At 70.8% G+C, this 23887-nt stretch carries 21 protein-coding genes; 16 read left to right on the top strand and 5 right to left on the bottom strand.

Annotation, left to right across the window (positions count from 1 at the left end; genetic code table 11):
• Positions 1-643: hypothetical protein (locus ABZ319_RS16790; RefSeq protein WP_354987299.1), on the top strand; the 643-nt coding region annotated here is incomplete at its 5' end.
• Between the two features lie 50 nt (positions 644-693).
• Here the strand turns inward: ABZ319_RS16790 and ABZ319_RS16785 are convergent.
• The 5 genes from ABZ319_RS16785 to ABZ319_RS16765 all read right to left on the bottom strand — a co-directional run bounded on the left by ABZ319_RS16785 (position 694) and on the right by ABZ319_RS16765 (position 5882).
• Positions 694-1848 carry a glycosyltransferase family 2 protein gene (locus ABZ319_RS16785; RefSeq protein ID WP_354987298.1) on the bottom strand — a complete coding sequence of 385 codons (1155 nt, stop codon included), beginning with the start codon at positions 1846-1848 and terminating at the stop codon, positions 694-696.
• A 2-nt stretch (positions 1849-1850) separates the two neighbouring features.
• Positions 1851-2540: a DUF3153 domain-containing protein gene (locus tag ABZ319_RS16780; RefSeq protein WP_354987309.1), complete on the bottom strand. Its 690-nt coding sequence runs from the start codon at positions 2538-2540 to the stop codon at positions 1851-1853.
• Positions 2541-2642: 102 nt separating this feature from the next.
• Positions 2643-3416 (bottom strand): carotenoid biosynthesis protein, encoded by a 774-nt coding sequence (locus ABZ319_RS16775; RefSeq protein WP_354987308.1) that lies wholly within the window; start codon positions 3414-3416, stop codon positions 2643-2645.
• Positions 3417-3705: 289 nt separating this feature from the next.
• The gene (locus ABZ319_RS16770) at positions 3706-5274 is read right to left on the bottom strand and encodes an NAD(P)/FAD-dependent oxidoreductase (protein ID WP_354987297.1); all 1569 of its coding nucleotides are present in this window, start codon (positions 5272-5274) and stop codon (positions 3706-3708) included.
• Complete coding sequence (locus ABZ319_RS16765; protein WP_354987296.1) at positions 5271-5882, bottom strand: N-acetyltransferase; 612 nt, start codon at positions 5880-5882, stop codon at positions 5271-5273. Before ABZ319_RS16765 ends, ABZ319_RS16770 begins: the two co-directional genes overlap by 4 nt.
• 384 nt (positions 5883-6266) lie before the next feature.
• Between ABZ319_RS16765 and ABZ319_RS16760 the strand changes: the two genes are divergently transcribed.
• The 15 genes from ABZ319_RS16760 (at position 6267) to ftsZ (ending at position 23704) form a co-directional block, all read left to right on the top strand.
• Entirely contained in the window at positions 6267-6707 is a 441-nt protein-coding gene (locus tag ABZ319_RS16760; protein ID WP_354987295.1) for an SAV_6107 family HEPN domain-containing protein, read from the top strand.
• Positions 6708-6831: 124 nt separating this feature from the next.
• A complete protein-coding gene (locus tag ABZ319_RS16755; RefSeq protein WP_354987294.1) occupies positions 6832-7257 on the top strand; it encodes a DUF3040 domain-containing protein in 426 nt (141 codons plus the stop codon).
• A 439-nt stretch (positions 7258-7696) separates the two neighbouring features.
• Positions 7697-8128 carry a division/cell wall cluster transcriptional repressor MraZ gene (gene mraZ / locus ABZ319_RS16750; protein WP_354987293.1) on the top strand — a complete coding sequence of 144 codons (432 nt, stop codon included), beginning with the start codon at positions 7697-7699 and terminating at the stop codon, positions 8126-8128.
• 250 nt (positions 8129-8378) lie between these two features.
• The gene (rsmH, locus tag ABZ319_RS16745) at positions 8379-9365 is read left to right on the top strand and encodes a 16S rRNA (cytosine(1402)-N(4))-methyltransferase RsmH (protein ID WP_354987292.1); all 987 of its coding nucleotides are present in this window, start codon (positions 8379-8381) and stop codon (positions 9363-9365) included.
• Between the two features lie 103 nt (positions 9366-9468).
• Positions 9469-10143: a hypothetical protein gene (locus ABZ319_RS16740; RefSeq protein ID WP_354987291.1), complete on the top strand. Its 675-nt coding sequence runs from the start codon at positions 9469-9471 to the stop codon at positions 10141-10143.
• Between the two features lie 140 nt (positions 10144-10283).
• On the top strand, positions 10284-12083 hold the full coding sequence (locus tag ABZ319_RS16735) for a penicillin-binding protein 2 (RefSeq protein WP_354987290.1): 1800 nt from the start codon (positions 10284-10286) through the stop codon (positions 12081-12083).
• Positions 12084-12312: 229 nt separating this feature from the next.
• A complete protein-coding gene (locus ABZ319_RS16730) occupies positions 12313-13935 on the top strand; it encodes a UDP-N-acetylmuramoyl-L-alanyl-D-glutamate--2,6-diaminopimelate ligase (protein ID WP_354987289.1) in 1623 nt (540 codons plus the stop codon).
• A complete protein-coding gene (murF, locus tag ABZ319_RS16725; protein WP_354987288.1) occupies positions 13932-15446 on the top strand; it encodes a UDP-N-acetylmuramoyl-tripeptide--D-alanyl-D-alanine ligase in 1515 nt (504 codons plus the stop codon). Before ABZ319_RS16730 ends, murF begins: the two co-directional genes overlap by 4 nt.
• Entirely contained in the window at positions 15443-16519 is a 1077-nt protein-coding gene (gene mraY / locus ABZ319_RS16720; RefSeq protein WP_354987287.1) for a phospho-N-acetylmuramoyl-pentapeptide-transferase, read from the top strand. The genes murF and mraY overlap by 4 nt, the downstream gene beginning before the upstream one ends.
• Positions 16520-16583: 64 nt before the next feature.
• Positions 16584-18026, top strand: a complete 1443-nt coding sequence (gene murD, locus ABZ319_RS16715) for a UDP-N-acetylmuramoyl-L-alanine--D-glutamate ligase (protein WP_354987307.1) — start codon at positions 16584-16586, stop codon at positions 18024-18026.
• Positions 18023-19579 (top strand): putative lipid II flippase FtsW, encoded by a 1557-nt coding sequence (gene ftsW / locus ABZ319_RS16710; protein WP_354987286.1) that lies wholly within the window; start codon positions 18023-18025, stop codon positions 19577-19579. Before murD ends, ftsW begins: the two co-directional genes overlap by 4 nt.
• The gene (locus tag ABZ319_RS16705; protein WP_354987285.1) at positions 19576-19704 is read left to right on the top strand and encodes a hypothetical protein; all 129 of its coding nucleotides are present in this window, start codon (positions 19576-19578) and stop codon (positions 19702-19704) included. The genes ftsW and ABZ319_RS16705 overlap by 4 nt, the downstream gene beginning before the upstream one ends.
• 55 nt (positions 19705-19759) lie before the next feature.
• Positions 19760-21259, top strand: coding sequence for a UDP-N-acetylmuramate--L-alanine ligase (murC, locus tag ABZ319_RS16700; protein WP_354987306.1), 1500 nt, complete (start codon positions 19760-19762; stop codon positions 21257-21259).
• Between the two features lie 6 nt (positions 21260-21265).
• Positions 21266-22111: an FtsQ-type POTRA domain-containing protein gene (locus tag ABZ319_RS16695; protein ID WP_354987284.1), complete on the top strand. Its 846-nt coding sequence runs from the start codon at positions 21266-21268 to the stop codon at positions 22109-22111.
• Positions 22112-22435: 324 nt separating this feature from the next.
• Positions 22436-23704: a cell division protein FtsZ gene (ftsZ, locus tag ABZ319_RS16690; protein ID WP_354987283.1), complete on the top strand. Its 1269-nt coding sequence runs from the start codon at positions 22436-22438 to the stop codon at positions 23702-23704.
• The last annotated feature ends 183 nt before the right edge of the window (positions 23705-23887 follow it).

The following is a 23887-nucleotide window of genomic DNA, read 5'->3' as shown; positions in this document are numbered from 1 at the left end:
CGACGGCTGGGTTGCCGCGGTGACCGGGATCGCCGCCGCCGCAACGGAGAACGACGACTGGGGTCTCACGCCGGCCGACGTGTCCCCGGTCGACGCCGCCTACGGCGAGACCGTGAAGGGCCTGCAGCAGTTGGGCATTCAGCCCTTCCTGTACCCCACGGCCGCGCCCTACTGCCTGACCGGCACCACCCTGGGCCTGGCCCCGGCCGTCGCGGGCGCCATCCCCGGGCCCTGGCCGAAACAGGCCATCGCCGTTCCGGGACTGGATCTCTCGGCCGTCAAGACCGGCCAGACCATGTACGCGTTCGTCCCCTACGGGGTGAACGCGGACGGCGCCGACACCTCCGGCATGCAGGTGGTGTGGCTGAACCTCGACACCGGGCGCAGCGGCTTCGCGCCCATGGGCACGCTCGCGCAGGTCGTCAACGGCATGATCCCCGAACAGGTTCCGCTCGAACTGCGCCCGATGGTGGAGCAGGCGGTCGCCCAGTTCTTCGCGGGCGCGCTCCCGCGCGGCGGGGTGCGGGCGGTCCCGGTGAACACCGGCTCGGGCACGGTGCTGGCCGCCATGTTCGGCGTGGTGCGCAACGGCGAGAACTCGTGCTTCTTCTTCCCGACGGTGGGCCTGACCCCGGTGCCGTAGTCCCGGGCGGCGGACGCGCGTCGCCGAGGTTCAGTGCGCGTCGCCGAGGTTCAGTGCGCGTCGCCGAGGGCGCGGCCCTTCCAGGACAGCCGCCCGCGCGAGTGCGCGAGGTGTGAACGCGCGGACAGGCCCAGATAGGCCGCCGCCGAGATCGGATGTGCCAGCGCCGTAAGGGCATCCGCACGGGTCGGCGGCCCGCCGGTCTCGGTGGATCTGGCGAGCAGGCGGCCGGTGACGGCCGCGGCGTAGCCGAGCAGGCCCACGCGGCGGACTCGGCCCCGGCCCAGGAGCGCGGCCAGCGGCGGGCCCCAGTAGGCGAGTGCGGTGTACAGCCCGATCGCGGCGCTGCCCGCGGCCCCGCCGTAGGCCGACCACAGCCAGCGCGTGTACCCGGCGTCGAGTTCGCGTGCGCCCCGGTACATCCGGGTCCGCGCCACCTGCCCGCCCGCCACGAGTTCGGTGCGTGTTCCGGCCCGTCGCAGCACCCGCGCGAGCGCGAGATCCTCGGTGATCCGGTCGGCCACCGCGGCGTGGCCGCCGATGCCGGCGTAGGCCGCGGCGTCGAAGACCAGGAACTGCCCGCAGGCCACGGCGGTGCTCGGCCGCAGGCTCCGATTGCCCAGCGGCAGCGGCAGGGTCGCCGCCCAGGACCAGGCCAGCAGCGGCTGCACCAGGCGCTCCAGCGCCGATCCGGCCTCCTGCCGGGGCCAGGCGCACACCAGACCCGCACGCCCGCGCCGCAATTCGGTGACCGCCGCCGCCAGCGCGCCGGGGGTCAGCCGCACGTCGGCGTCCAGGAAGATCAGGATCCCGAAGTCCTGCCCGGCCAGTTCGGCCAGCCGCGCGCAGGCGGCGTTCTTGCCGGTCCAGCCGGGCGGCGGCGCGATATCGGTGCGCACCACCGTGAATCGTTCGTCGTCACCGATCGCCGCCAGCGCGGCCGCCTCGGTGCCGTCGGCGGAGGCGTCGTCCAGGATCAGCACGCCCAGATCCGAGATACCGCGCTGCGCACGCAGATCCGCGATGAGCCGCGGCAGCCGGTCCGCCTCGTCCCGGGCGGGGACGCAGACGGTGACCACCTCGTCCACGGGCGCGGGAGCGGTGCGCAACTGCCGCACGGTGATTCGATTGAGCAGCGTGGTCGCCGCCCCGAACAGGGCGAGGGCAGTCCCGGCCCGCACCGCGAACTCGCCGGTGCGGGACACGATCACACCCGGTGTTCGTGGTCGGGGCGCACCCAGCGCATCGCGCGCACGAACGCCGGCGGATCGGGGTTCCGGTTCATGTACGCCAGCACCGCGACCATGGCCGCCACCGCGAGGGTGACGCCGCCGACGATGCCCGCCCAGCCCGCGAAGGAGCGGGTGTTGGGGTCGGCGTAGCCGACTTCGGCGCGCAGCTGGTTCACCTCACCGGCGGAGAGCTTCCAGACCACCTTCGAATCGCCCTCGCGGGTGCCGTTGGTGGTGGCGACGCGCGCCGGGAAGGCCACGGTGAACTGCACGTCCGAGCCGTGCGGCGGCAGGCTCTTCAGGTCCACCCGGCCGGTCAGGGTGACCAGATCGCCGACCCGGGTGAACTGCAGGTTGAACATGCCCTGCGTCTGATCCGAGAGCGCGCCGAGCTGGGACACCTCACCGAAGGTGAGATCGTCGAAGTACACCTGCGAGCCGACGTAGCCGTCCTGGCTGTACGGGTCGACGCGGACCTTGCCGGACAGCGCGTCGGGGGCGACCAGCTGCGGTCCCTTGTCCTTGTCGTTCTGCGGGACGGCCGCGGCCACGATGCGCCCGGACACCCGGTCGTTGGACGAGACGCCCATGGACGCCTGCACGCGCAGGCAGCCGGTCAGCGCGAAGGCCAGCGTGGCCAGCAGCAGGGCGGCCGATATTCGCAGCCACCGGCGGGATCGCCGCCGGGGAGCCGAGGCTCGCGGGGCTGCCGCGAGTTCGGGTTCGAGCGTGTCGTCTGCTGTGGAGATGATCGGACTCGGCACGGCTCACATCGTGCCATGGTCCAGGGGCCGCAGTGTGATTCGACGGGCCAGCAGCCCGCGAACGAGTGGAATCCCGAGCACCGCCATACCGGCGAGTCCGTAGCCGGCGGACACCGGCAGACCCAGGAAAACGGCGTGGGCCAGCGCCGACCCCAGCCAGGTCCACCCGAACACCGCGACCGGGACGACGAGTGCGGCCCGGCTGTCCGGCGCTGTCCGATCCCACCGCTGCAGCAGCCCGGCCATCACCAGCCCGACCGCGAACCAGCCCAGGTAGTTCGTGAACGGAATCGCCCCGAGTCCGGGCAGCCCCGGGAAATCCGAGCACCACGTCCACTGCCCGTCGGCCACCATCTGCGGATCCAGGAACAGGTCCCAGCCCACCGCACCGAGCGCGGTCAGCGGAATCCGCACCCGGCCCGCCGGATTCAGCAGCCCCGCCACGACCCACACCGGATACACCCCGCCGGTCCAGGCCAGCGGCACCACCAGCGGCACCCCCGCGACCTCGGGTCCGAGCCGCCCGCTCGCGTACTCGTAGCACCCGAACGGGATCCCCGTCGCGATCCCCGCGATCTCCGCGAGCAGCCCGGCCCCGGACACGATGACCAGCAGTCCCGCCGCCCACCGCACCCCGCGCGTCAACCCCGCGTGCACCAGCGCCGTCCCCGCCGACAACAGCACGACCGCGACCGTGACCCGGTCCCGGGCGATCCCGTGCACCAGCGGGTACGAGATCTGCACGAGGACCAGCAGGACCGCGGGCGTGATCGCCACCCACGTCGCCCGGTCCACCGCGAGCACCCCCGCCGACTCAGCTCTTCGGCTCAGCACGCGGTGCTCCGGCCCGGATGGCCGAATCGGGCACGGTCTCGGCGGCGCGGTGTGTACACGGCGCCCGCTTCGTGGGTACCGGGCGGGTGCGCGGTGAGTCGGTGTGGAGCGCAGATCAGGTCCGCGGTCGGGCCGATGCCACCGTCGAGCCGCCGATTCACGGGGTCGTGCTCGCCGCGCTCCGGATGCGCCGGGTACGAGGTCGCCCGGAAATCCGGTAGGTCGGCGTCGGTCATCGGCGGGGCAGCCGGAAACGCGGGCGGCGCAGGTCGCGGTGGACCAGGGCCGCGGCGCTGCGGCCGCTGGCGCCGGAGACGCCGCCGCCGGGGTGCGTGGAGGCGCCGGTCAGGTAGAGGCCGGGGGCGCCGGGGACGCGGTGGCCGGAGAGCTCGGGCAGGGGACGCCACAGGAACATCTGGTCCAGGGACATCTCCACGTGCATCACGTTGCCGCCGAGCAGGCCCATCTCGCGTTCGAGGTCGACCGGGGTCTGCACGTGGCGCTGGAGCACGGAATCGGCGAAACCCGTTGCGTAGGAGTCTACTTCGGCGATGATGCGGTCGCCCTCGCGGTCGGCGTGATCGCTCCAGGAACTGCCGTCGGCCAGCGCGTACGGGTGCCACTGCGCCCACAGCGACAGTTGATGCTCGCCCGCGGGCGCGATGCTCGGATCGAGGGCGCTGAAACTCATGGCGAGCACCGCCGGGCGCGGGGGCAGCTCCCCGGCCAGGGCCGCCCCGTGCGCGGTGCGCAGCTGCGCGCGGTCGGTGACGAGCAGCTGCAGCCCGTGCGCGGATTCGGCCGGCTCGGCCCCCGCGTACCGGGGCAGCGCCGAGGCGGCGGCCCGGACCACCATGCCGATGCCGGGCCCGACGCGGATGCGCCGCCGCCAGTTCGTCAGCGTCTCGGCGTCGAAACCGCCCTGCTCCAGCAGGTTCAGCGTGGTGAGGATGTGGCTGCCCGCGATCACGGTGTCCGCGTGCACTTCTCGCCCGCTCGCGGTGCGCACCAGCCAGCCGCTGCCCACTCGGGTCAGCGCGACGGCGGCGTCGCCGGGGGAGACCACCCCGCCGTCGGCGCGCAGCCGCGCCACCAGCGCCGCGCTGAGCGCGCCGCTGCCGCCGACCGCGCGCCCGGGCGGCAGGGTGTGCATGAGCGCGGCGAACCCGACCATGGGCGCGGACCCGGGCTCGGACATGGGCGGTCCGGACTGGGCGCCCCACCAGGCGAGCGCCGCCCGGAGCCGCTCGTCGTCGAAAAGGCTGTCCAGCAGGGCGTCTCCGCTCTGCAGGAACTCGCGGGAGAGCGCGCTGCCGCCGCCCCGGGCGTCAAGCCCCCAGAACGAGCGCAACAGCCGCCCGGGCGTGGGCGCGCCGCCGAACGAGCGCATGACGCGCGCGGTGCGCGGCCCCCACACCCGCACGAATTCCCGGTACGCCGCCGCGTCGCGCGCACCGCAGGCGGCCGCGATGGACGCGCAGGTGGCTTCGACATTGCGGTGGAACACCAGTGGCGGGGCGTCCGAACCGGGCGGCGCCGGCGCGAAAGCCCAAGGGTCGCAGTCGATGTACCGCAGCCCGAACCGTTCGAGTTCGAGCTCCTCGATGATCCCGGTGTGCCGGATCATGATGTGCGCGGACGACCCGCGATCGACCAGGTGCCCGGGGAACCGCTCGACCGTGGACACCGCGCCGCCCAGCACCGTGTCGCGTTCGAGCACCTCCACCGCGTGCCCGTCGCGCGCCAGGTAGCAGGCCGCGACCAGCGCGTTGTGGCCCGAGCCGATGATCACCACGCTCACAGCGGCAGCTGCCGCCCGAGCACGGCGAACTGCCGGGTGTCCCCGGCGAAGATGAAGCGCCGCACCACATCGCCGAAACCCTGCCGCCGATACAGCTTCCAGGCCCGGTTGGCCTCGTGATCCACCTCCGGGGTGGACAGCAGCACGCTGCGTTCGGGCCGGTTCTGCAGCAGCCGGGTGAGCAGGATCTCCCCGATCCCGCGCCCCTGCGCGGCCGGGTGCACGTGCAGCTCGGTGAGTTCGAAGTAGTCCGCGAGCAGTTCCCGCGCCGCGTGTTCGGGCCAGCCCGTGCGGCGCATACCGCTGTACACCTGCTGGTGCCACCACTGGTGCGGCGCACCGTGATACCCGTACGCGATGGCCACGATGGGCGCGGTGCGCAGGTCGAGCCGCCCGTCGTCGTCGGGCAGCACCGCGGCCACGGACTGCCAGCCGGGCCGGGTGGTGTGCTCGGTCCACATCGGCGCGCGCTGATGCTCGGTGCCGCGCGGATAGTCCATCGCCGCGACGTACACCGCGAGGGCGTCGTGCAGCCGGGCGCGCAGGGTCGCCGCCGACAGATCGACGACGACGGGTGCGGGCGTGGTGTTGGGGGTGACGGCGGTCATCGGGCAGGCGCGGCTCTCGTTGGCGACGGTGGGATTCGGCGAGGGACGGTGACTTCGCGGGGGTGACGGTGGGTTTCGGCGAGGCGGGCAGTGCCTCGGCGGGGGCGGGGGCGGGTTTCGGCGAGGCGGAGCGACTCGGCGAGGGGAAGGCTCGGGGTTCGGCGGGGCGGGCGGTGACACGGACGGGTTCGACGATAGTGCCGATCGCGCGGCGTCCGCGATTCCATACCCTCTCGCGGGGTCGATTTCCGGAACTTGTCGGTGGGTGTCTCTATATTCAGTCACAATTGAAACCTTCGAATACCTGTTCGATCTTCGTGGTGGCTCATCTGCTTCGGAAGAGGTACCCGGCGAGGCGGGGTATTGCGAGTGGGGAGGTGCCCGATGTCCGGTACAACTGAACGCCCGCGTCATCCCGGCCGTGCCGGTGAGCTGCTCCGGCGGGCCGACGGCCTGCTCATGGAGGCCGCGGGTGAACACGATCCGACCGAACGGTTTCGCACCGCCTACCTGGCCGCACTGCGCGGCGCGGGCGCGGTGCTCGCGCTGACGGGCGCCGATCGCGCGCCGCGGGCCCGTTCCCGCAACGCGTGGGTGCTCATGCAGAAGGCCGCGCCCGAGTTCGTCATGTGGGCCGACTACTTCACGGGTCAGTCCGAGACGCGCGCGGCGCTCGAGGCCGGTCTGCCGCGTGAGGTGGACGATTCGCGGGCCGATGAGTTCGCTTCGCGGGTAGGCGCATTCCTGCACGACGTGGAAGATCTGCTAGCTTCTACGTCTCGTTTGCGTCCCAGTACGGGATGGGTTGCGGGAATGCTGGCCTGAGTTCCGGCGAGTAGGTGGTAGCTCGCTGATCGAACTCGTATTATTGGGGCAGACAGCCGCCAACGCCGGCTATCTGTCGCTTACCCGGAGGCGACCGCCACCACCTAGTGCCGGGGGAGGTACCGTGCCACTCTCCGAGCACGAGCAGCGCATGCTCGAACAAATCGAGAGCGCGCTCTATGCTGAGGACCCCAAGTTCGCCTCGACGGTTCGGGGTGGACGCCTACGTTCCGCTACCGGCCGACGCAGACTCCAATCGGCGGCTTTGTTCGTCCTCGGTCTGTTCTTACTCGTGGCAGGCATAGCCGCGCCCGTGAAGCTGGGCGACTTCCCGATCATCAGCTTGATCGGCTTCATTGTGATGTTCGGCGCGGGAGTGCTGTTGCTGACAGGTGGCCCTGGGATGAACTCCCAGGGTGCGCGCGGCGACGAGCAGCACCCCGCGGCCGGGCCCGGTCCCGGCGGCGGCCGCGGCCGGCCGCGCAAGCAGGGCGGATTCTCGTCACGAATGGAGGACCGGTTCCGTCGCCGGTTCGAACAGGACAACTGAGCGATCCGCTCCGTTGTCATCGGAGCGGATCGATTCGCTGTAACTGAAGCAAGTGCGACACGCCGTGGCGCCACACCGATTTGAGGTGTGGCGTCACGGCGTTTCTCGTGAGTTGTGCATGGCGTGTCGGACTGCCGCCGAGATTCCCCACCTCCCCCCACCGGATGTCCCCACCGCGCCCCACCCACGTCGGAAATGGGCGCTATCTGCGGGTTTGCTGGCTGTTGTCGGGTCGCGGCCGAGGCGTGCCGCGCGTGTCGGGGGAACAGGGGCGAAAGTTCCCCACCCGCGTGATAGCTGGTGTGACCTGCGAAGTTCGCCAAGCGGGGACCGAGATCACCGCCGCTTTCGATTGAAAGTGGGGGAAAGTGGGGTAATGTGGAGCGCGCACTACAGGAGGCCAACAGTCGAGAGGTGATCCGGTAGGAGGTGGCGGGATTTGTTTCTCGGTACCTATACCCCTCGACTGGACGATAAAGGGCGACTCACGTTGCCTGCGAAGTTCCGTGACGAGCTGGCGGGAGGGTTGATGGTCACGAAGGGACAGGACCACAGCCTTGCCGTATATCCGAAGGACGAGTTCACCGCGCTTGCGCGGCGAGCCGCGGCCGCGTCGCGGAGCAATCCGCAGGCCCGGGCGTTCGTCCGAAACCTGGCAGCCTCCACCGATGAACAGCGCCCGGACGCTCAGGGCCGGATCGTTCTGTCGGCCGAGCACCGCCGCTACGCCAGTCTGACCAAGGATTGCGTGGTGATCGGCTCGGTCGACTTTCTCGAAATTTGGGACAAGGCGGCGTGGGAGTCCTACCTCGCCGAACACGAGGAGGATTACTCGCAGGCTGGAGACGAGTCGCTGGGCGGGATCTTCTAGCCCACAGCGAGGCGAGTGCCCTGCGGCCTCTGCCCGACGCGGACCCTGACGTACTTCCCCAACGCCAGGTGCCGGGTTCGGTCAGAGACCACGGGGCATTGGTCACCGACACTGGAGCTTTCGGTGCCAACCGAGCCGCATCTCAGTGCGACTGAATGATTCACAACTGGGTAGTTCAGTGCAGTCCGAATCGCGAGCGACCCATACGTGGCCGTGCGACGAATGTGAGGCAGGATCCGGGAGGTCGAAGGTGCACCGAGACAGTGACGGTCCCCGCCATGTTCCGGTCCTCCTCGATCGCGCCGACGAAATCCTCGGTCCCGCATTGGAATCGGGCGGTCCCGGCGCGGTGTACGTCGACTGCACGCTCGGCCTCGGCGGCCACGCCGAACACTTCCTGCGCACCTACCCGGACATCCGGCTGGTCGGTCTCGATCGCGATACCAACGCCCTGAAGCTGGCGGGCGAGCGGCTCAGCCCGTTCCAGGACCGAATCACCCTGGTGCACACCAGATACGACGGCATCGCCGACGCACTCGACGAGGCGGGCCTGTCCCCGCGCGGGTCGGTGCACGCGATCCTCATGGACCTGGGCGTGTCCTCCATGCAGCTGGACGAGGCGGACCGCGGTTTCGCCTACTCCATCGACGCGCCCCTGGACATGCGGATGGACCCGACCACCGGGCCCACCGCCGCCGATGTGCTCAACACCTACTCCCACGGTGATCTGGCGCGGGTCCTGAAGGTGTACGGCGAGGAGCGATTCGCCGGCAAGATCGCCTCCGAGGTCCTGCGCCGCCGCCAGCGCACCCCCTTCACCACCAGCGCCGCGCTGGTCGAACTGCTCTACGACACCATCCCCGCCGCCACCCGCCGCACCGGCGGTCACCCTGCCAAGCGCACCTTCCAGGCGCTGCGGGTGGAGGTCAATCGCGAACTCGAATCCCTCGAACTGGCCGTGCCCGCGGCGCTGGACGCGCTGGCGCCGGGCGGCCGGATCGTCATCATGAGCTACCAGTCGCTCGAGGACCGGGTGGTGAAGGCGGCGCTGACCAAGCGGTCGGTCTCGCGTACGCCCCTGGACCTGCCCTATGAACTGCCAGGTATGGGACCGGAATTCAAGATTCTGACCCGGGGCGCGGAGAAGGCCACCGAGCAGGAGATCGAGCAGAACCCGCGTGCCACCCCGGTGCGCATGCGGGCCGCGGAACGAATCGCAGGGGAGGCAGGGCAATGAGGCGGGAGCGGAGCGTCACCACGCGGGGGCAGATTCGAATGCGGCGGCGAACCGGGCATTACTGGAGGTGGCACGCCGGCCCGGCGTGGAACGGGGCCGGGCTATGACGATCAGGACGCAGTCCGCGGGCCGGGGGGCCCGGCGGGCGCAGGCGGCGGAGCAGGTGAAATCGGGTGCGGCACAGCGCGCCTACGCGCGCCGGCGCAGTCGCGCCCGGGCCGAGCTGCCGCAGCTGCTGCGCCGGACCGGCGGGCCCGCCCCGCGCGGCCGGATGTCCTTCGTGGCCAGCATCATCGCGCTGCTGGGCTGCGGTCTGGCTCTGACGCTGCTGCTCACCACCCGCGCCACCGAGGGCAGCTATCAGCTCGGCGACGCGCGCCGGGTGAACGAGCAGCTCTCCGACGAGCGGGCGGCGCTGCAGCGCGAGGTCGAGGCCGCCGATTCCGCACCCGAGCTGGCGGCGCGCGCCGCGCAGCTGGGCATGATCCCGGCCAAGGATCCCGCGCGCCTGCTGATCGGCCCGAACGGCGAGGTGACGGTGGTCGGCGATCCGGTTCCCGCACAGGGCAATCCGGCCGCCCCGCTGAACACGACGCCGCCCGTGGCCGCGGCCCAGCCGCCGCGTTCGGTGTCGGCTCCCGGCGCCGGTGAGCGCCTGGTGCCGGTGACCACCACCGCCAAACCACCGACGACAGCGCCCGCTCCGGCGCAGGCCCCGCAGCTTCCGGGCGCTCAGGTCCCGTCGCTGCAGGCCGCGCCGAACGGCGCGCCTCGATGAGCCCTTCCCGCGCCGGTCGTGACGGCCGGAGCCGCTCGGATTCCCCGCGTGCGCGGTCGGCCGCCGCCCGAAACCGAACCGGCTCCGGCCGTGCCGGTTCCGGACCGGGCCGTCGTCCGCGCCCGCGCAACCCCTCGGTCATGGACACCTCCACCCGGTTCCGCTTCGGCGTCGGCAGGCTGGTCATGCTCATCGCGCTGCTGGTCTCGGCCATCCAATTGCTCTGGGTGCAGAGCTTTTCCGCGCCCGAGCTCTCGGCCGAGGCCGCCAGCCAGCGCACGGTGAAACTGCCCGATCCGGCGACCCGCGGTCCCATCACCGATCGCTACGGGCATTCGCTGGCCTTCACGATCGCGGCCAAGGCGCTCACCTTCCAGCCGGTGCGGGTGCGCAAGGACCTGGCCGACGCGCACGCCAAGGATTCGACCAAGCCCGATCCGGACGACCGGATGAAGGCGATCGCGAAGTACATCCACGAGAAGCTCGGCATCGCCGCCCCGGAGAAGGACATGCTGGCGCTGCTGCAGAGCGACGAGCCCTGGACCTACCTGGTGCGCAACGTCGATCCGCGCATCGCCGCCGACATCAGCCTGAAGTTCCCCGAGGTCGGCACCGAGCGGCAGGACATGCGCGAGTACCCGGGTGGGTCGCTGGCCGCCAACGTGATCGGCGCGACCGGCTGGGACGGGCACGGGCAGATCGGCCTCGAGTCCGCGATGGACGCCATCCTGGCCGGGTCGGACGGTTCGATGACCTACGACCGCGGCTCGGACGGCGCGGTCATCCCGGGTTCGTGGCGTGATCAGCAGCCCGCGGTGAACGGCTACGGCGTGGAACTGACCCTGGATCAGGATCTGCAGTACTACGTGCAGCAGCAGGTGCAGCAGGCCAAGGAGAACTCCGGCGCGCAGGCGGCCTCGGCAGTGGTGCTGGACGCGCACACCGGTCAGGTGCTGGCCATGGCGAACGACAACACCTTCAATCCCGCACTGGGGTCCAAGTATTGGTCCACCTCGGACCTGGGCAACCCGACCGTGCAGGAGGTGTACGAGCCCGGCTCGGTCAACAAGATCGTGACCGCGGCCGCCGCCATCGAATACGGCCTGACCACCCCCGACGAGGTGCACCAGGTGCCCGGCAGCATCTTCACCGGCGGCGTTACCGTGCACGACGCGTGGGATCACGGCGTCGCGCCCTACACGACCACCGGCATCTTCGGTAAGTCCTCGAACGTGGGCACGCTGATGCTGGCCCAGCGCGTCGGCGAGGACCGCTATTTCGATCTGCTCAAGAAGTTCGGCCTGGGCCAGCGCACGGGGGTCGGCCTGCCCGGCGAGAGCGCGGGCGTGGTGCCCGCGCGCGATCAGTGGTCCGGCTCGACCTTCGCGAACCTGCCCATCGGACAGGGTCTTTCGATGACGACGCTGCAGATGGCGGCCATGTACCAGGCCATCGCCAACGACGGGGTGCGGATTCCGCCGCGCATCGTCAAGGCGCGTATCGCCCCGAACGGCGAGCGCATCGAAGAGGAGCAGCCCGAGAGCGTCAAGGTGGTGAGCCCGGAGACCGCCGCGACGCTGCGCCGCATGTTCCAGTCGGTGGTGCAGCGCGATCCGCGCGGGGTGCAGACCGGTACCGGCGGCCCGGCGGCCATCGAGGGCTATCAGGTGGCGGGCAAGACCGGCACCGCGCAGCAGATCGATCAGAAGTGCCGCTGCTATTCCACGGACCGCTACTGGATCACCTTCGCGGGGATGGCTCCGGCCGACAATCCGCGCTACGTGATCGGCATGATGCTGGACGCGCCGGTGCGCAGCTCCGACGGCAGCGGCGGCGGTTCGGTCGCGCCGCTGTTCCACAGCATCGCCTCGTGGGCGTTGCAGCGCGATCGCGTCCCCCCGTCGCCACCGGTCGAACCGCTGGTTCTGCAGGCGAGTTAGCGCGGAAATCGATGGGCGGCACGTTCGGCACGGTCGGTGTGCGCGGCGGTGGGTGACCGAACTCCGCCGTGCCGATCGCCCGGTGATCCAACACAGGTAACCTGACACGTCGATCCGGATGAATGCGGAGGCTCGCAGTCGAGTCTCGATGCCGGATTTCTAACCAATGACCAGAGTCCCGGAGAGGAGCTTCGTGCCCGCGCAATCGGATCCGCGTCGCGGAGATTCGATGGAGCCGCGCAGCGGAAGTTCGATTCCGCCGCAGGTGCTTCGGCCCAGCACGCCCCCCGTCACCTCCTTACGGGCGGTGGCGGAACTGACGGGCGCGCGCCCGGCGGGTGCGGCCGAGGTGCCGGCGCAGGTGGGGGTCACCGGTATCGAGCAGCGGTCGAACGCGGTGCTGCCGGGTGATCTGTTCGCCGGTCTGGCCGGTGCGCACGCGCACGGCGCGCGTTTCGCCCGGGCGGCGGTGGAACAGGGCGCGGTCGCGATCCTCACCGATCCGGCCGGAGCCGAGCTCATCGGCGAGATCGACGTGCCGGTGCTGGTGCACGACGCGCCGCGGTCGATTCTCGGCGAGTTGTCCTCGGCCCTGTACGGGGACCCGTCCCGCACCCTGCGCATCGTCGGTATCACCGGCACCTCCGGTAAGACGACCACGTCGTACCTGGTGGAGGCGGGCCTGGCGGCCGCCGGTCTGCGTACCGCGCTCATCGGCACGATCGAGACCCGCATCGGCGGGGATCGGGTGCCCTCGGCGCTGACCACCCCCGAGGCCCCGCAGCTGCACGCGATGTTCGCGGTCATGGTCGAGCGCGGGGTACAGGCGGTGGTCATGGAGGTCTCGAGCCACGCGCTGGCGCTGGGCCGGGTGGACGGGGTGGAGTTCGCGGTCGGCGCGTTCACCAACCTGTCCCAGGATCACCTGGATTTCCACGCCGGCTTCGAGGATTACTTCGCCGCCAAGCGCCGGCTGTTCGTGCTGGACGGATCGGCGGTGGTGCCCGCGGCTCGATCGGTGGTCTGCGTCGATGACGAGTGGGGCGTGCGGCTGGCCGGCGACATCGCCGTGGCCGCCGCCGCGACCGGTGATCGGGAGCTGATCACCGTGGCCACCCGGCCCGGCGTGCCCGCCGACTGGGTCGCGAGCGCGGCCCGGCCCGGCGCGGCCGGGACCCAGGAGTTCGCCGCGTCCGGTCCGGGCGCGAACATGGATGTGCGCCTGCGGCTTCCGGGCGCGTACAACATCGCCAACGGCCTGCTCGCGCTGGCCGTGTGCACCGCGGCGGGCGCCGATCCGGCGACCGCGGCGCGTGCGCTGGGTGAGGTGGATGTGCCCGGGCGCATGCAGCGGGTGGATCGCGGTCAGGGGTTCCTGGCCGTGGTCGACTACGCGCACAAGCCCGCGGCCATCGAATCGGTGGTGGCGACGCTGCGCGCGTTGCTCGCCGAGCAGGGCGGTGGACGGCTCGCGGTGGTGGTCGGCGCGGGCGGTGATCGCGATGCCGGCAAGCGCCCCCTCATGGGCGCGGCCGGGGCGCGCGGCGCCGATCTGCTCATCATCACCGACGACAATCCCCGCGGTGAGGATCCGGCGGTCATTCGCGCCGCGGTCCGTGACGGAGCCGAGGCGGTTCCGGCGGCAGAACGCGGGCAGGTCCGGGAAGTCGGGGACCGGGCCGACGCGATCACCGCCGTCGTCGACTGGGCGAGTGCGGGCGATGTGGTGCTGATCGCGGGCAAGGGACATGAGACAGGGCAGGAGATTTCGGGAGTGAAGTATCCGTTCGACGACCGTGAGGTGCTCGCGGTGGCCTTGTCGCGAAAGACGAGGGATCTGACGCATTCATGATCGAGATGACTTTGCGGGAGATCGCGGACATCGTGGGCGGCACGCTGCACGATGTTCCCGACCCCGAAGCGAAGGTCACCGGAGCGGTCGAATTCGATTCGCGCGCAATTGGTTCCGGTGACCTGTTTCTGGCGCTGCCGGGTGAGCGCGCCGATGGCCACGATTTCGCGGCCAAGGCGGTGGCCCAGGGCGCGGTAGCGGTACTGGCGGCCCGGCCGGTGGGCGCGCCCGCGGTGGTGGTCGCGCCGCGACCGCACGCGAGCCGCGCGATCGCGCTGGCGCACGACGCCGACGGCTCGGGCGCCGCGGTGCTCGAGGCACTGGGCAAGCTGGCCCGCGCGAGCGTGGACCGTCTGGTGGCGGCCGGCGGCCTGACCGTGGTCGGGGTGACCGGTTCCTCCGGCAAGACCTCCACCAAGGATCTGCTGGCGGCCGTGCTGGCCCCGCTGGGCGCCGTGGTGGCCCCGCCCGGGTCGTTCAACAACGAACTCGGGCACCCCTGGACGGCCCTGCGCGCCGACGCGAGCACCCGCTTCCTGGTGCTCGAGCTGTCCGCGCGCGGCCCCGGGCACATCAGGCACCTGACCGAGATCGCCCCGCCCAACGCCGGCGTGGTGCTGAACATCGGCACCGCGCACCTGGGCGAGTTCGGCAGCCAGGAGGTGATCGCGCAGACCAAAGGCGAACTGGTGGAAGCGCTTCCGTCCTCCGGTCTGGCCGTGCTCAATCTCGATGACCACCTCGTCGCCAAGATGGCCGCCCGGACCGCTGCGCGCGTAGTCACCGTCGGCCTGAACTCGAACGCCGACATCCGCGCCACCGACGTGCACATGGACGATCGGGCCCGGGCGCGCTTCACCCTGCACGCCGGGGGCGGATCGATTCCGGTCGAGCTCGCGGTGCACGGGGAACACCAGGTCGGCAACGCGCTCTCCGCGGCCGCCGTGGCCCTGGATCAGGGCGCGGATCTGGCGACCGTGGCCGCCGCGCTCGCCGGTGCGAACGCCGCCTCGGTGCGGCGCATGGACGTGCGCACCCGCGCCGACGGCGTCACCGTCATCAACGACTCCTACAACGCCAATCCCGACTCGGTGCGGGCCGCGCTCAAGGCGCTGGTCACCATGTCCCGTGCGGGCGGCGCCGACGGGCAGGGCCGCGAGATCGGCCGCCGCCGCAGCTGGGCCGTGCTCGGCGAAATGGGTGAGCTGGGCGATGATTCGGTCATCGAACACGATCGCATCGGCCGCCTGGTGGTGCGCCTGGACGTGGACCGGCTCATCGTGGTCGGCACCGGCCGCCCCTCGCACGGCATGCATCAGGGCGCGGTCATGGAAGGGTCGTGGGGCGAGGAGTCGGTGCTGGTGCCCGACCTCGACGCCGCGATCGCACTGTTGGACGATGAGCTCGAGGCAGGCGATGTGGTGCTGGTGAAGGCGTCCAAGTCCGTGGGGCTCTGGACGGTGGCCGAACACCTGCTGGCCGCTCCCGCCGGTCGGGAGGCCGTGCAGTGACCCAGATTCTGTTGTCGGCGGCCATCGCCCTCGGCGTCTCCATCCTGCTGACCCCGGTCGTCATCCGCTATTTCGCGAAACAGGGCTTCGGCCAGGAGATCCGGGTCGACGGCCCGGAGAGCCACAAGGCCAAGCGCGGCACCCCCACCATGGGCGGCGTGGCCATCATCGTCGGCATGTGGGCCGGTTACCTGGGCTCGCACCTGATTTCGATGAGCTACGGCGAACCCGGCCCCTCGGCCTCGGGTCTGCTGGTGATGGGCCTGGCCACGGCGCTCGGCCTGGTCGGCTTCCTGGACGATCTGATCAAGCTGCGCAAGCAGCGCAACCTCGGGCTCACCGCGGCCGGCAAGTACATCGGCCAGCTGACCTCGGCGGTCGTGTTCGGCGTGCTGGCGCTGCAGTTCAAGGGCGCCAACGGTTTGACCCCGGCCAGCAGGCACCTGTCCTACACCCGCGACATCACCACGGTGTCGATGAGCGTGGTCGTGTTCCTGTTCTTCGTGGCCCTGGTCGTGGTCGCCTGGTCCAACGCGGTCAACCTGACCGACGGCCTGGACGGGCTGGCGGCGGGTTCGATGTCGCTGGTGCTGGGCGCGTACATGATCATCACCTTCTGGCAGTGGCGCAACGCGTGCTCCACCCATCCGGAGGCGGGCTGCTACAACGTGCGCGATCCGCTGGATCTGGCGCTGGTCTGCGCCGCGGGCGGCGCGGCCTGTATCGGCTTCCTGTGGTGGAACGCCGCGCCCGCCAAGATCTTCATGGGCGACACCGGTTCCCTCGCGCTGGGCGGTCTGCTGGCGGGCCTGTCCGTCACCACCCGCACCGAGCTGCTGATGATCGTGATCGGCGCGCTGTTCGTGGCCGAGGCGGCCTCGGTCATCCTGCAGGTGGCGGTGTTCCGCACCACGCGTAACCGACTGTTCAAGATGGCTCCGTTCCATCACCACTTCGAGTTGAGCGGCTGGGCCGAAACGACGGTGATCATACGGTTCTGGTTGTTGGCCGGCATCGCGTCGGCCGTCGGCCTTGGCCTGTTCTACAGCGATTACCTTTCTGCGGTCGGGTGAACTGATGGTTGAGCATTCACAGCATTCCCAGCACAATCCCCGGGTCCTGCGTTCGCCCGGGCCCATGCTCGAATTTCTGCGCGGCCGTGACGTTCTCGTCGCCGGGTGGGGGGTGTCCGGGCGCTCGCTGGTCGAGCCGCTGCAGGACATCGGCGCCCGCCCGGTGGTGACCGACGGCGGCGGCAAGGCGCTCGCCGAGGCGGCCGAACTCGGCCTGGAGACCGCGACGCCCGCGGATCTGCTCGAACCCGATGCGCTGCAACGCTTCGCGCTGGTGATCACCAGCCCGGGCTGGCGGCCCGATTCCCCGGTGCTGGTTTCCGCTGTCACCGAGGGCATTCCGGTCTGGGGCGACGTCGAGTTCGCGTGGTGGGTCGATCAGGCCCGCATCTACGGCCCGGTGCGCAAATGGCTGGTGATCACCGGCACCAACGGCAAGACCACCACCACCCAGATGACGCACTCGATCCTGCGCTCGGCGGGCATTCCCAGTGTGGCGTGCGGCAATATCGGCCTGCCCATCCTGGACGCGCTGCGGCGCAGCCCGGGTCCGCAGGTGCTCGCGGTGGAACTGTCCTCGTTCCAACTGCATTGGGCGCCCTCGGTCCGGCCCGAGGCCGGCGTGGTGCTCAATGTGGCCGAGGATCACCTGGATTGGCACGGCGGCCTGGACGCGTACGCCGCGGCCAAGGCGCGCGCGCTGACCGGGCGCGTGGGCGTGGTCGGCCTCGACGATCAGGTCGCCGCGGCGCTGGCCCGAAAGTCCAAGGCGCGCCGCACCGTCGGCTTCCGCATCGGCGTTCCGGCCGACGGCGAGCTCGGCGTGGTGGACGGCAAGCTGCTCGATCGCGCCTTCACCAAGGCCGCGATCCTGGCCGAGACCGCGGACATCAGCCCGCAGGGCCCCGCCGGCATCGCCGACGCGCTCGCCGCGGCCGCGCTCACCCGAAGCATCGACGTGGCCCCGCAGTTCGTGAAGGAGGGCCTGCAGGAGCACAAGGTGGGCCCGCACCGCGCGGCCTTCGTGCGCGAGTTGTGCGGTGTGGAATTCGTGGACGATTCCAAGGCCACCAATCCGCACGCCGCGCGCTCCTCGATCCTGGCGCACCAGTCGGTGATCTGGGTCGCCGGCGGTCAGCTCAAGGGCGCGGGCGTGGAGGATCTGGTGGAAGAGGTGCGCGAGCACCTCGTGGCCGCCGTGGTTTTCGGCGTCGACGCGCCCGTGATCGCGGCCGCGCTGGCGCGACACGCGCCGGATGTCCCGGTTGTGGAGCTGAATTCGGGGGACGATGCAGGAATGGGTGACGCCTTCACCGAAATCGAGCCCGAAGCGGTGATGGCTCGTGCGGTCCGGGTGGCCGCCGGTTACGCCACCCGCGGCGACGTCGTGCTGCTGGCTCCGGCCGCGGCTTCACTGGATATGTTCGCCGACTACACCCATCGCGGACGGAGTTTCGCCGCCGCGGTGCAGGCCCTGGACGAGAAGGACATCGGGAGAACGGAATGACGGCGTCGCGGCGGACGGGTGACAAGCCGCTGCCGCGTGCCGACAAGCCGGCCCCGGCCCGGCGAACCAGGACCGCCTGGTTCGCCGCCTGGCTGGCCCGCCCGCTCGCCTCGTTCCACCTGGTGGTCACGATCGCCCTGCTGCTGACCGTGCTCGGTCTGGTCATGGTGCTCTCGGCCTCCAGCGTGGAGTCCTATGCCGTTGGCAAATCGGCGTATTCGCTGTTCATCCAGCAGGCGGTGCTGGCGGCGTTCGGCGCGGTGCTGTTCTACATCGCGCTGCGAATTCCCATGCGGCTCATGCGTCAGCTGTCGTTCCCGGTGTTCGCGCTCTCGGTGGTGCTGCTGGTGCTGGTGCTGATTCCGGGCATCGGCACCGAGGTGCAGGGTTCGCGGCGCTGGTTCGACCTCGGCGTGGTCTCGGTGCAGCCCTCGGAGATCGCCAAGGTGACGCTGGTGGTGTGGGGTTCGCATCTGCTGGCCTCGCGCCAGACCGAAAAGGCCGGGTACAAGGACATTCTCATGCCCCTGGTGCCGGCCGGTCTGCTGGTGTGCTTCCTGGTGGTGCTCGAACCCAACCTGTCCACCACGATCGCGCTGGGCATCGTGCTGTCCTCGCTGCTGTGGTTCGGCGGGCTGCCGCTGCGCATGTTCGTCACCATCGCGGTCTCGGGCGCGGTGGCCGCGGGCATCCTGGCGCTGTCGGCGGGCTACCGCTCGGATCGCATGCGCGCGTTCTTCAATCCCGGCGACGACCCGCAGGGCATCGGCTATCAGGCCCGCCAGGCGCTGTATTCGCTGGCGGACGGCGGGATCTGGGGTCGCGGGCTGGGGCAGTCGCGCGCCAAGTGGAGCTATCTGCCCAACGCGCACAACGACTTCATCTTCGCGATCATCGGCGAGGAGCTCGGCTTCCTCGGATGTGCGCTGGTGCTCGGGCTTTTCGCGCTCTTCGTCTACACCGGCCTGCGCATCGCGACGCGCTCGATGGATCCGTTCCTGCGCCTGCTGGCGGCCTCGGCGACCACCTGGATCACCGGGCAGGCGCTGATCAACGTCGGCTACGTGGTCGGCCTGCTGCCGGTGACCGGTCTGCAGCTGCCGCTGGTGTCCGCGGGCGGCTCCTCGCTCGCCATCACGCTGTTCATGTTCGGCATCATCGCCAACGCCGCCCGGCACGAGCCCGAGGCGGTGGCGGCGCTGCACGCCGGGCAGGACGGCCGGGTCAGCCGGATGCTGCGGCTGCCGATCCCCGAAATGTATTCCCCCGCACGGGCGCAGGCCGCACGGGCGCGGGCCAAGGCCAAGGCCGGCAAACCCAAGCCCAAACCCAAGTCCGGCGCGAAGCCCAAGGGCGGCATGAAGGCCGCGCCCGCGCGCCGCGCCCTGCCGCCCAGCGGCCGGGGCCGGGCCGCGGACCCCAGAGCCAATCGCGCGGTGGACTCGGATTCGGCCCGCCGCAGCAGCCGCTCCACCGAATCGTGGCGCAGCACCCGGGCCTGGGAGCCCAGCTATCCCATGAAACACGCGAGAGAACGGGGAGATTCGAGGTGAGTGCGCAGCACGCGCTCTCGGCGGGTGCGGCCGCGGACGGCACCACGCGGCCGATGATCCGGGCCGGCGGTGGCACAATCGTCGCGGGAGCGCGGATCGTGGTGGAGGTGGCAGGTCGTGGCTGAGGTAGCGGGTAGCGGACAGGGTGTGGACGCCGGACAGGGCGCGGGCACAGCGGGTATGACACGGGCGAGTGACCTACCCGAGCTGCTGCAGCGGGTGCACATGATCGGGATCGGCGGTGCGGGCATGTCCGGCATCGCCCGGATCCTGCTCTCGCGCGGCGGCGCGGTCTCGGGGTCGGACGCCAAGGAGAGCCGGGGCGTGCTGGCGCTGCGGGCGCGCGGGGCGCAGGTGCGCATCGGGCACGACGCCGGTGCGCTGGATCTGCTGCCCGGCGGTCCGTCGGCGGTGGTGACCACCTTCGCGGCCATTCCCAAGACCAATCCCGAACTGGTGGAGGCGCATCGGCGCGGGGTGCCGGTGCTGCTGCGGCCGGCGGTGCTGGCCGCGCTGATGCAGGGCCACAAGACCCTGCTGGTGTCGGGCACGCACGGCAAGACCTCGACGACCTCCATGCTGGTGGTGGCGCTGCAGCACTGCGGTGCGGATCCGTCCTTCGCGGTCGGCGGGGAACTGAACGAATCGGGCACCAACGCCCATCACGGCACCGGCGGCATCTTCGTGGCCGAGGCCGACGAGAGCGACGGCTCGCTGCTGCAGTACGCCCCCGATGTGGCGGTGGTGACCAATATCGAATCCGATCACCTGGACTACTTCGGCACCGACGAGGCCTACACCCAGGTCTTCGACGATTTCGTGGATCGCCTGGAACCGGGCGGCCGGCTGGTGGTGTGCCTGGACGATCCGGGTTCGCTGGGGCTGGCGCGGCGCTCGGTGGTCCGCCTGGCGGACGATCCGCGCGGCATCGAGATCATCGGTTACGGTTCGGCCGATCCGAGCGAGACGGCGGATCCGGACGTACCGGTCGGTGCGCGACTGCTGTCGTTCGAACCCCGGGACGTCGGCGGCGTCGCGGTGTTCCAGCTCGCCCACGAGACAACCCCGCGCACGCTGCGGCTGTCGGTGCCGGGCAGGCATATGGCGCTCAACGCCCTGGGCGCGCTGCTGGCCGCCCTGGCCGCGGGCGCGGACATCGCCGAGATCATCCAGGGCCTGGAGGGTTTCGGCGGGGTGCACCGGCGTTTCCAGCTGACCGGCCGCGAGCACGGCGTGCGCGTCTTCGACGATTACGCGCATCATCCGACCGAGGTCCGCGCGGTGCTCAGCGCCGCGGCCGAACTGGTGGCGCAGGAGGCCCGCGACGGCGCGCGCTCGCGCCCGGGCCGGGTCATCGTGGTCTTCCAGCCGCATTTGTACAGTCGGACCGCCACTTTCGCGACGGAGTTCGGCACCGCCCTGTCGCTCGCGGACGAGGTGGTCGTGCTCGATGTGTACGGTGCGCGCGAGGAGCCGCTGCCCGGGGTGAACGGCGCCCTGGTGGCGAACTCGGTCACCAAACCCGTGCACTACCAGCCCGATATGTCACGTGTCGGCAAGCAGGTGGCCGGTCTGGCCCGGCCCGGCGACGTCGTGATCACCATGGGCGCCGGCGATGTGACCATGCTGGGCGGGCAGATCCTCGACGGGCTGCGCGCCCGGCCGGCACACGGTCGGTGAGCGGGCGTGCACTCGGGCGGGGGAACGGACGACGATTCGGCGGCCCAGGACCGGGCCGGGGACGACGCGTACGACGAGGCGGACACCGCCGGGGAGTCGGCGGCCCGCCGGGCCCGGCTGCATCGCGGGCGTGAGGGCCGGACACGCGCGCGGCGCACCGGATCGTCCGGTCCGGCGCTGTCGGGGGCGTGGCGGTCGCGGCCGTTGCGCATCGGCGTCGCAGTGGGTTTCGTGCTGCTGCTCGCGCTCGGACTGACCGCCTGGTTCACCCCCGTGCTCTCGGTGCGCACCGTGCGGGTGGACGGACTCTCGGCGGTATCGGAAGCGGAAGTGCTTTCGGCCCTGGAGGTACCGGACGGTCGATCCATGATGCGGATCGACACCACCGTCATGGCCGAGCGGATCGCGAAGCTGCCCAAGGTCCGATCCGCCCGCGTCCAACGGGTTTTCCCGTCCAGCGTGCGGGTCACGGTGGTCGAACGCGTCGCCGTGCTGTACTTCGACGCCCCGGACGGCACCCACCTGCTCGACGGGGACGGCGTGGAGTTCGCGATCGAGCCGCCGCCGCCCGGCGCCCCGAAACTGGTGACCGCCACCGCGGGTGGCGCGGACCCGCTGACCCGGGCCGCGGTGGCCGTGGTGGCCGCGATGCCGGGGGATCTGCGACTGCAAACGGGAGAGGTTGTGGCCCGTTCGGTTTCGGATATTGCTCTGGAGTTGCGCGATGGGCGTACCGTGCTGTGGGGTGGGACGAGTGACGGACAGCGCAAGGCAGCGGTGGTCGGCCCCCTGCTCACCCAGCCCGGCAAGGTGTTCGATATTTCGAGTCCCAATCTGGTCACGGTAAAGTGAGCGATACCCCTTGGGCCGCCCGGTGTTTGACGCCGGACAGGCTCGGCCACAGCTCGCCCCCGGCGATCTCGGCACCGGAGGGCAACCGTCCACGATACGATGCGAAGTGGGTCGGACGAGGTGGATCAACCAAGATTCTGCTACTCGTTGCGGCGCGCCTGCGCACGTAATGCGCTGGCTGCGAATACCGTTTCGGCCCAGTCGGATACTTGACATAAGGCTCGAGCTATGGTTGAGGGTTTATCGTCCCGAAACTATCGGCCCGGCGTACGGCGAGCATCTGTTAGACGACAAGCTTTTTGGATCTAAGGAAGGCGAGAGCCCATGACGCCCCCGCACAACTACCTTGCGGTGATCAAGGTCGTCGGTATCGGCGGCGGCGGCGTGAATGCCGTCAACCGAATGATCGAACAGGGACTCAAGGGAGTCGAGTTCATCGCGGTCAACACCGACGCGCAGGCGCTGCTCATGAGCGACGCGGACGTCAAGCTCGACGTCGGCCGCGAGCTGACCCGAGGTCTGGGCGCCGGAGCCGATCCCGAGGTCGGCCGCAAGGCCGCCGAGGACCACAAGGACGAGATCGAAGAGGTGCTCAAGGGCGCCGACATGGTCTTCGTGACCGCGGGCGAGGGCGGCGGCACCGGCACCGGCGGCGCCCCCGTGGTGGCCCAGATCGCCCGCAAGCTCGGCGCGCTCACCATCGGTGTGGTCACCCGGCCCTTCTCCTTCGAGGGCAAGCGCCGCAGCAACCAGGCCGAAGCCGGCATCCAGGCGCTGCGCGAGTCCTGCGACACCCTCATCGTCATCCCCAACGACCGGCTGCTGCAGCTCGGCGACGCGGCGGTCAGCCTGATGGACGCCTTCCGCTCCGCGGACGAGGTGCTGCTCAACGGTGTTCAGGGCATCACCGACCTGATCACCACCCCGGGCCTGATCAACGTCGACTTCGCGGACGTCAAGTCCGTCATGTCCGGTGCGGGCAGCGCCCTGATGGGCATCGGCTCGGCGCGGGGGGAGGGACGCTCGGTGAAAGCCGCCGAGGCGGCGATCAATTCACCCCTGCTCGAGGCGTCCATGGACGGCGCGCACGGCGTGCTGCTCTCGATCGCCGGCGGGTCGGACCTCGGCCTGTTCGAGATCAACGAGGCGGCCTCGCTGGTGCAGGAGGCCGCGCACATCGAAGCGAACATCATCTTCGGTACGGTCATCGACGATTCGCTCGGTGACGAGGTCCGGGTCACGGTGATCGCGGCGGGCTTCGACGGCAGCGGCCCGGCCCGGCGCATCGAACCCGCGGTGGGCCGCACCGGCACCACGACGTCCTCCTTCGGCCGCGCCAGCGCCGGAGAGGTGGCCGCGCCCCGGGCGAGCGAATACACCGCGCGCACACCCGAACCGCCCGCGCCCCGCCCCGAACCCGTTGTCGCCCCGGTCGCCCCGGCGCCGGCCCCGGTCTCCTCGCGCGGCCCGGCGCCGTCCTACGACGCGCCGCGACCGGCGATCGATCCCACGATCAACGCCAATCCTCGCGACCACATCCTGCCCTCGGACGACGACGACGTGGACGTTCCGTCGTTCATGCGCAGGCAGTGACAACCCGGCCCGGATTCCGACTGTCCGGGCCGTACACGGCGTTCCCCGCAGCCCGCACCGGGTCGATCCCGGTGCGGGCTGCGGGCTTTCGGCCACCCGAACGCGCGGGACTTTCCGGCGGACGCGCCCGCGCCGGGCCGATATCGCGTGGTCGAACGCCGCCCTTCTCGCTAACCTGGCGCC

Source organism: Nocardia sp. NPDC005978 (genome assembly GCF_040614455.1).
Lineage (GTDB): Bacteria > Actinomycetota > Actinomycetes > Mycobacteriales > Mycobacteriaceae > Nocardia.
Note: the sequence above shows the minus strand (reverse complement) of the source record. Positions and strands in the feature narration are given on the sequence as shown.

Bases quoted from the DNA above. Each gene is read 5' to 3' on its own strand.
- murF (WP_354987288.1), top strand. From the start codon at position 13,932: ATGATCGAGATGACTTTGCGGGAGATCGCGGACATCGTGGGCGGCACG.
- ABZ319_RS16730 (WP_354987289.1), top strand. From the start codon at position 12,313: ATGGAGCCGCGCAGCGGAAGTTCGATTCCGCCGCAGGTGCTTCGGCCC.
- ftsZ (WP_354987283.1), top strand. From the start codon at position 22,436: ATGACGCCCCCGCACAACTACCTTGCGGTGATCAAGGTCGTCGGTATC.
- murD (WP_354987307.1), top strand. From the start codon at position 16,584: ATGCTCGAATTTCTGCGCGGCCGTGACGTTCTCGTCGCCGGGTGGGGG.
- ABZ319_RS16765 (WP_354987296.1), bottom strand. From the start codon at position 5,882: ATGACCGCCGTCACCCCCAACACCACGCCCGCACCCGTCGTCGTCGAT.
- ABZ319_RS16740 (WP_354987291.1), top strand. From the start codon at position 9,469: ATGACGATCAGGACGCAGTCCGCGGGCCGGGGGGCCCGGCGGGCGCAG.
- murC (WP_354987306.1), top strand. From the start codon at position 19,760: ATGACACGGGCGAGTGACCTACCCGAGCTGCTGCAGCGGGTGCACATG.
- ABZ319_RS16760 (WP_354987295.1), top strand. From the start codon at position 6,267: ATGTCCGGTACAACTGAACGCCCGCGTCATCCCGGCCGTGCCGGTGAG.
- ftsW (WP_354987286.1), top strand. From the start codon at position 18,023: ATGACGGCGTCGCGGCGGACGGGTGACAAGCCGCTGCCGCGTGCCGAC.
- ABZ319_RS16735 (WP_354987290.1), top strand. From the start codon at position 10,284: ATGGACACCTCCACCCGGTTCCGCTTCGGCGTCGGCAGGCTGGTCATG.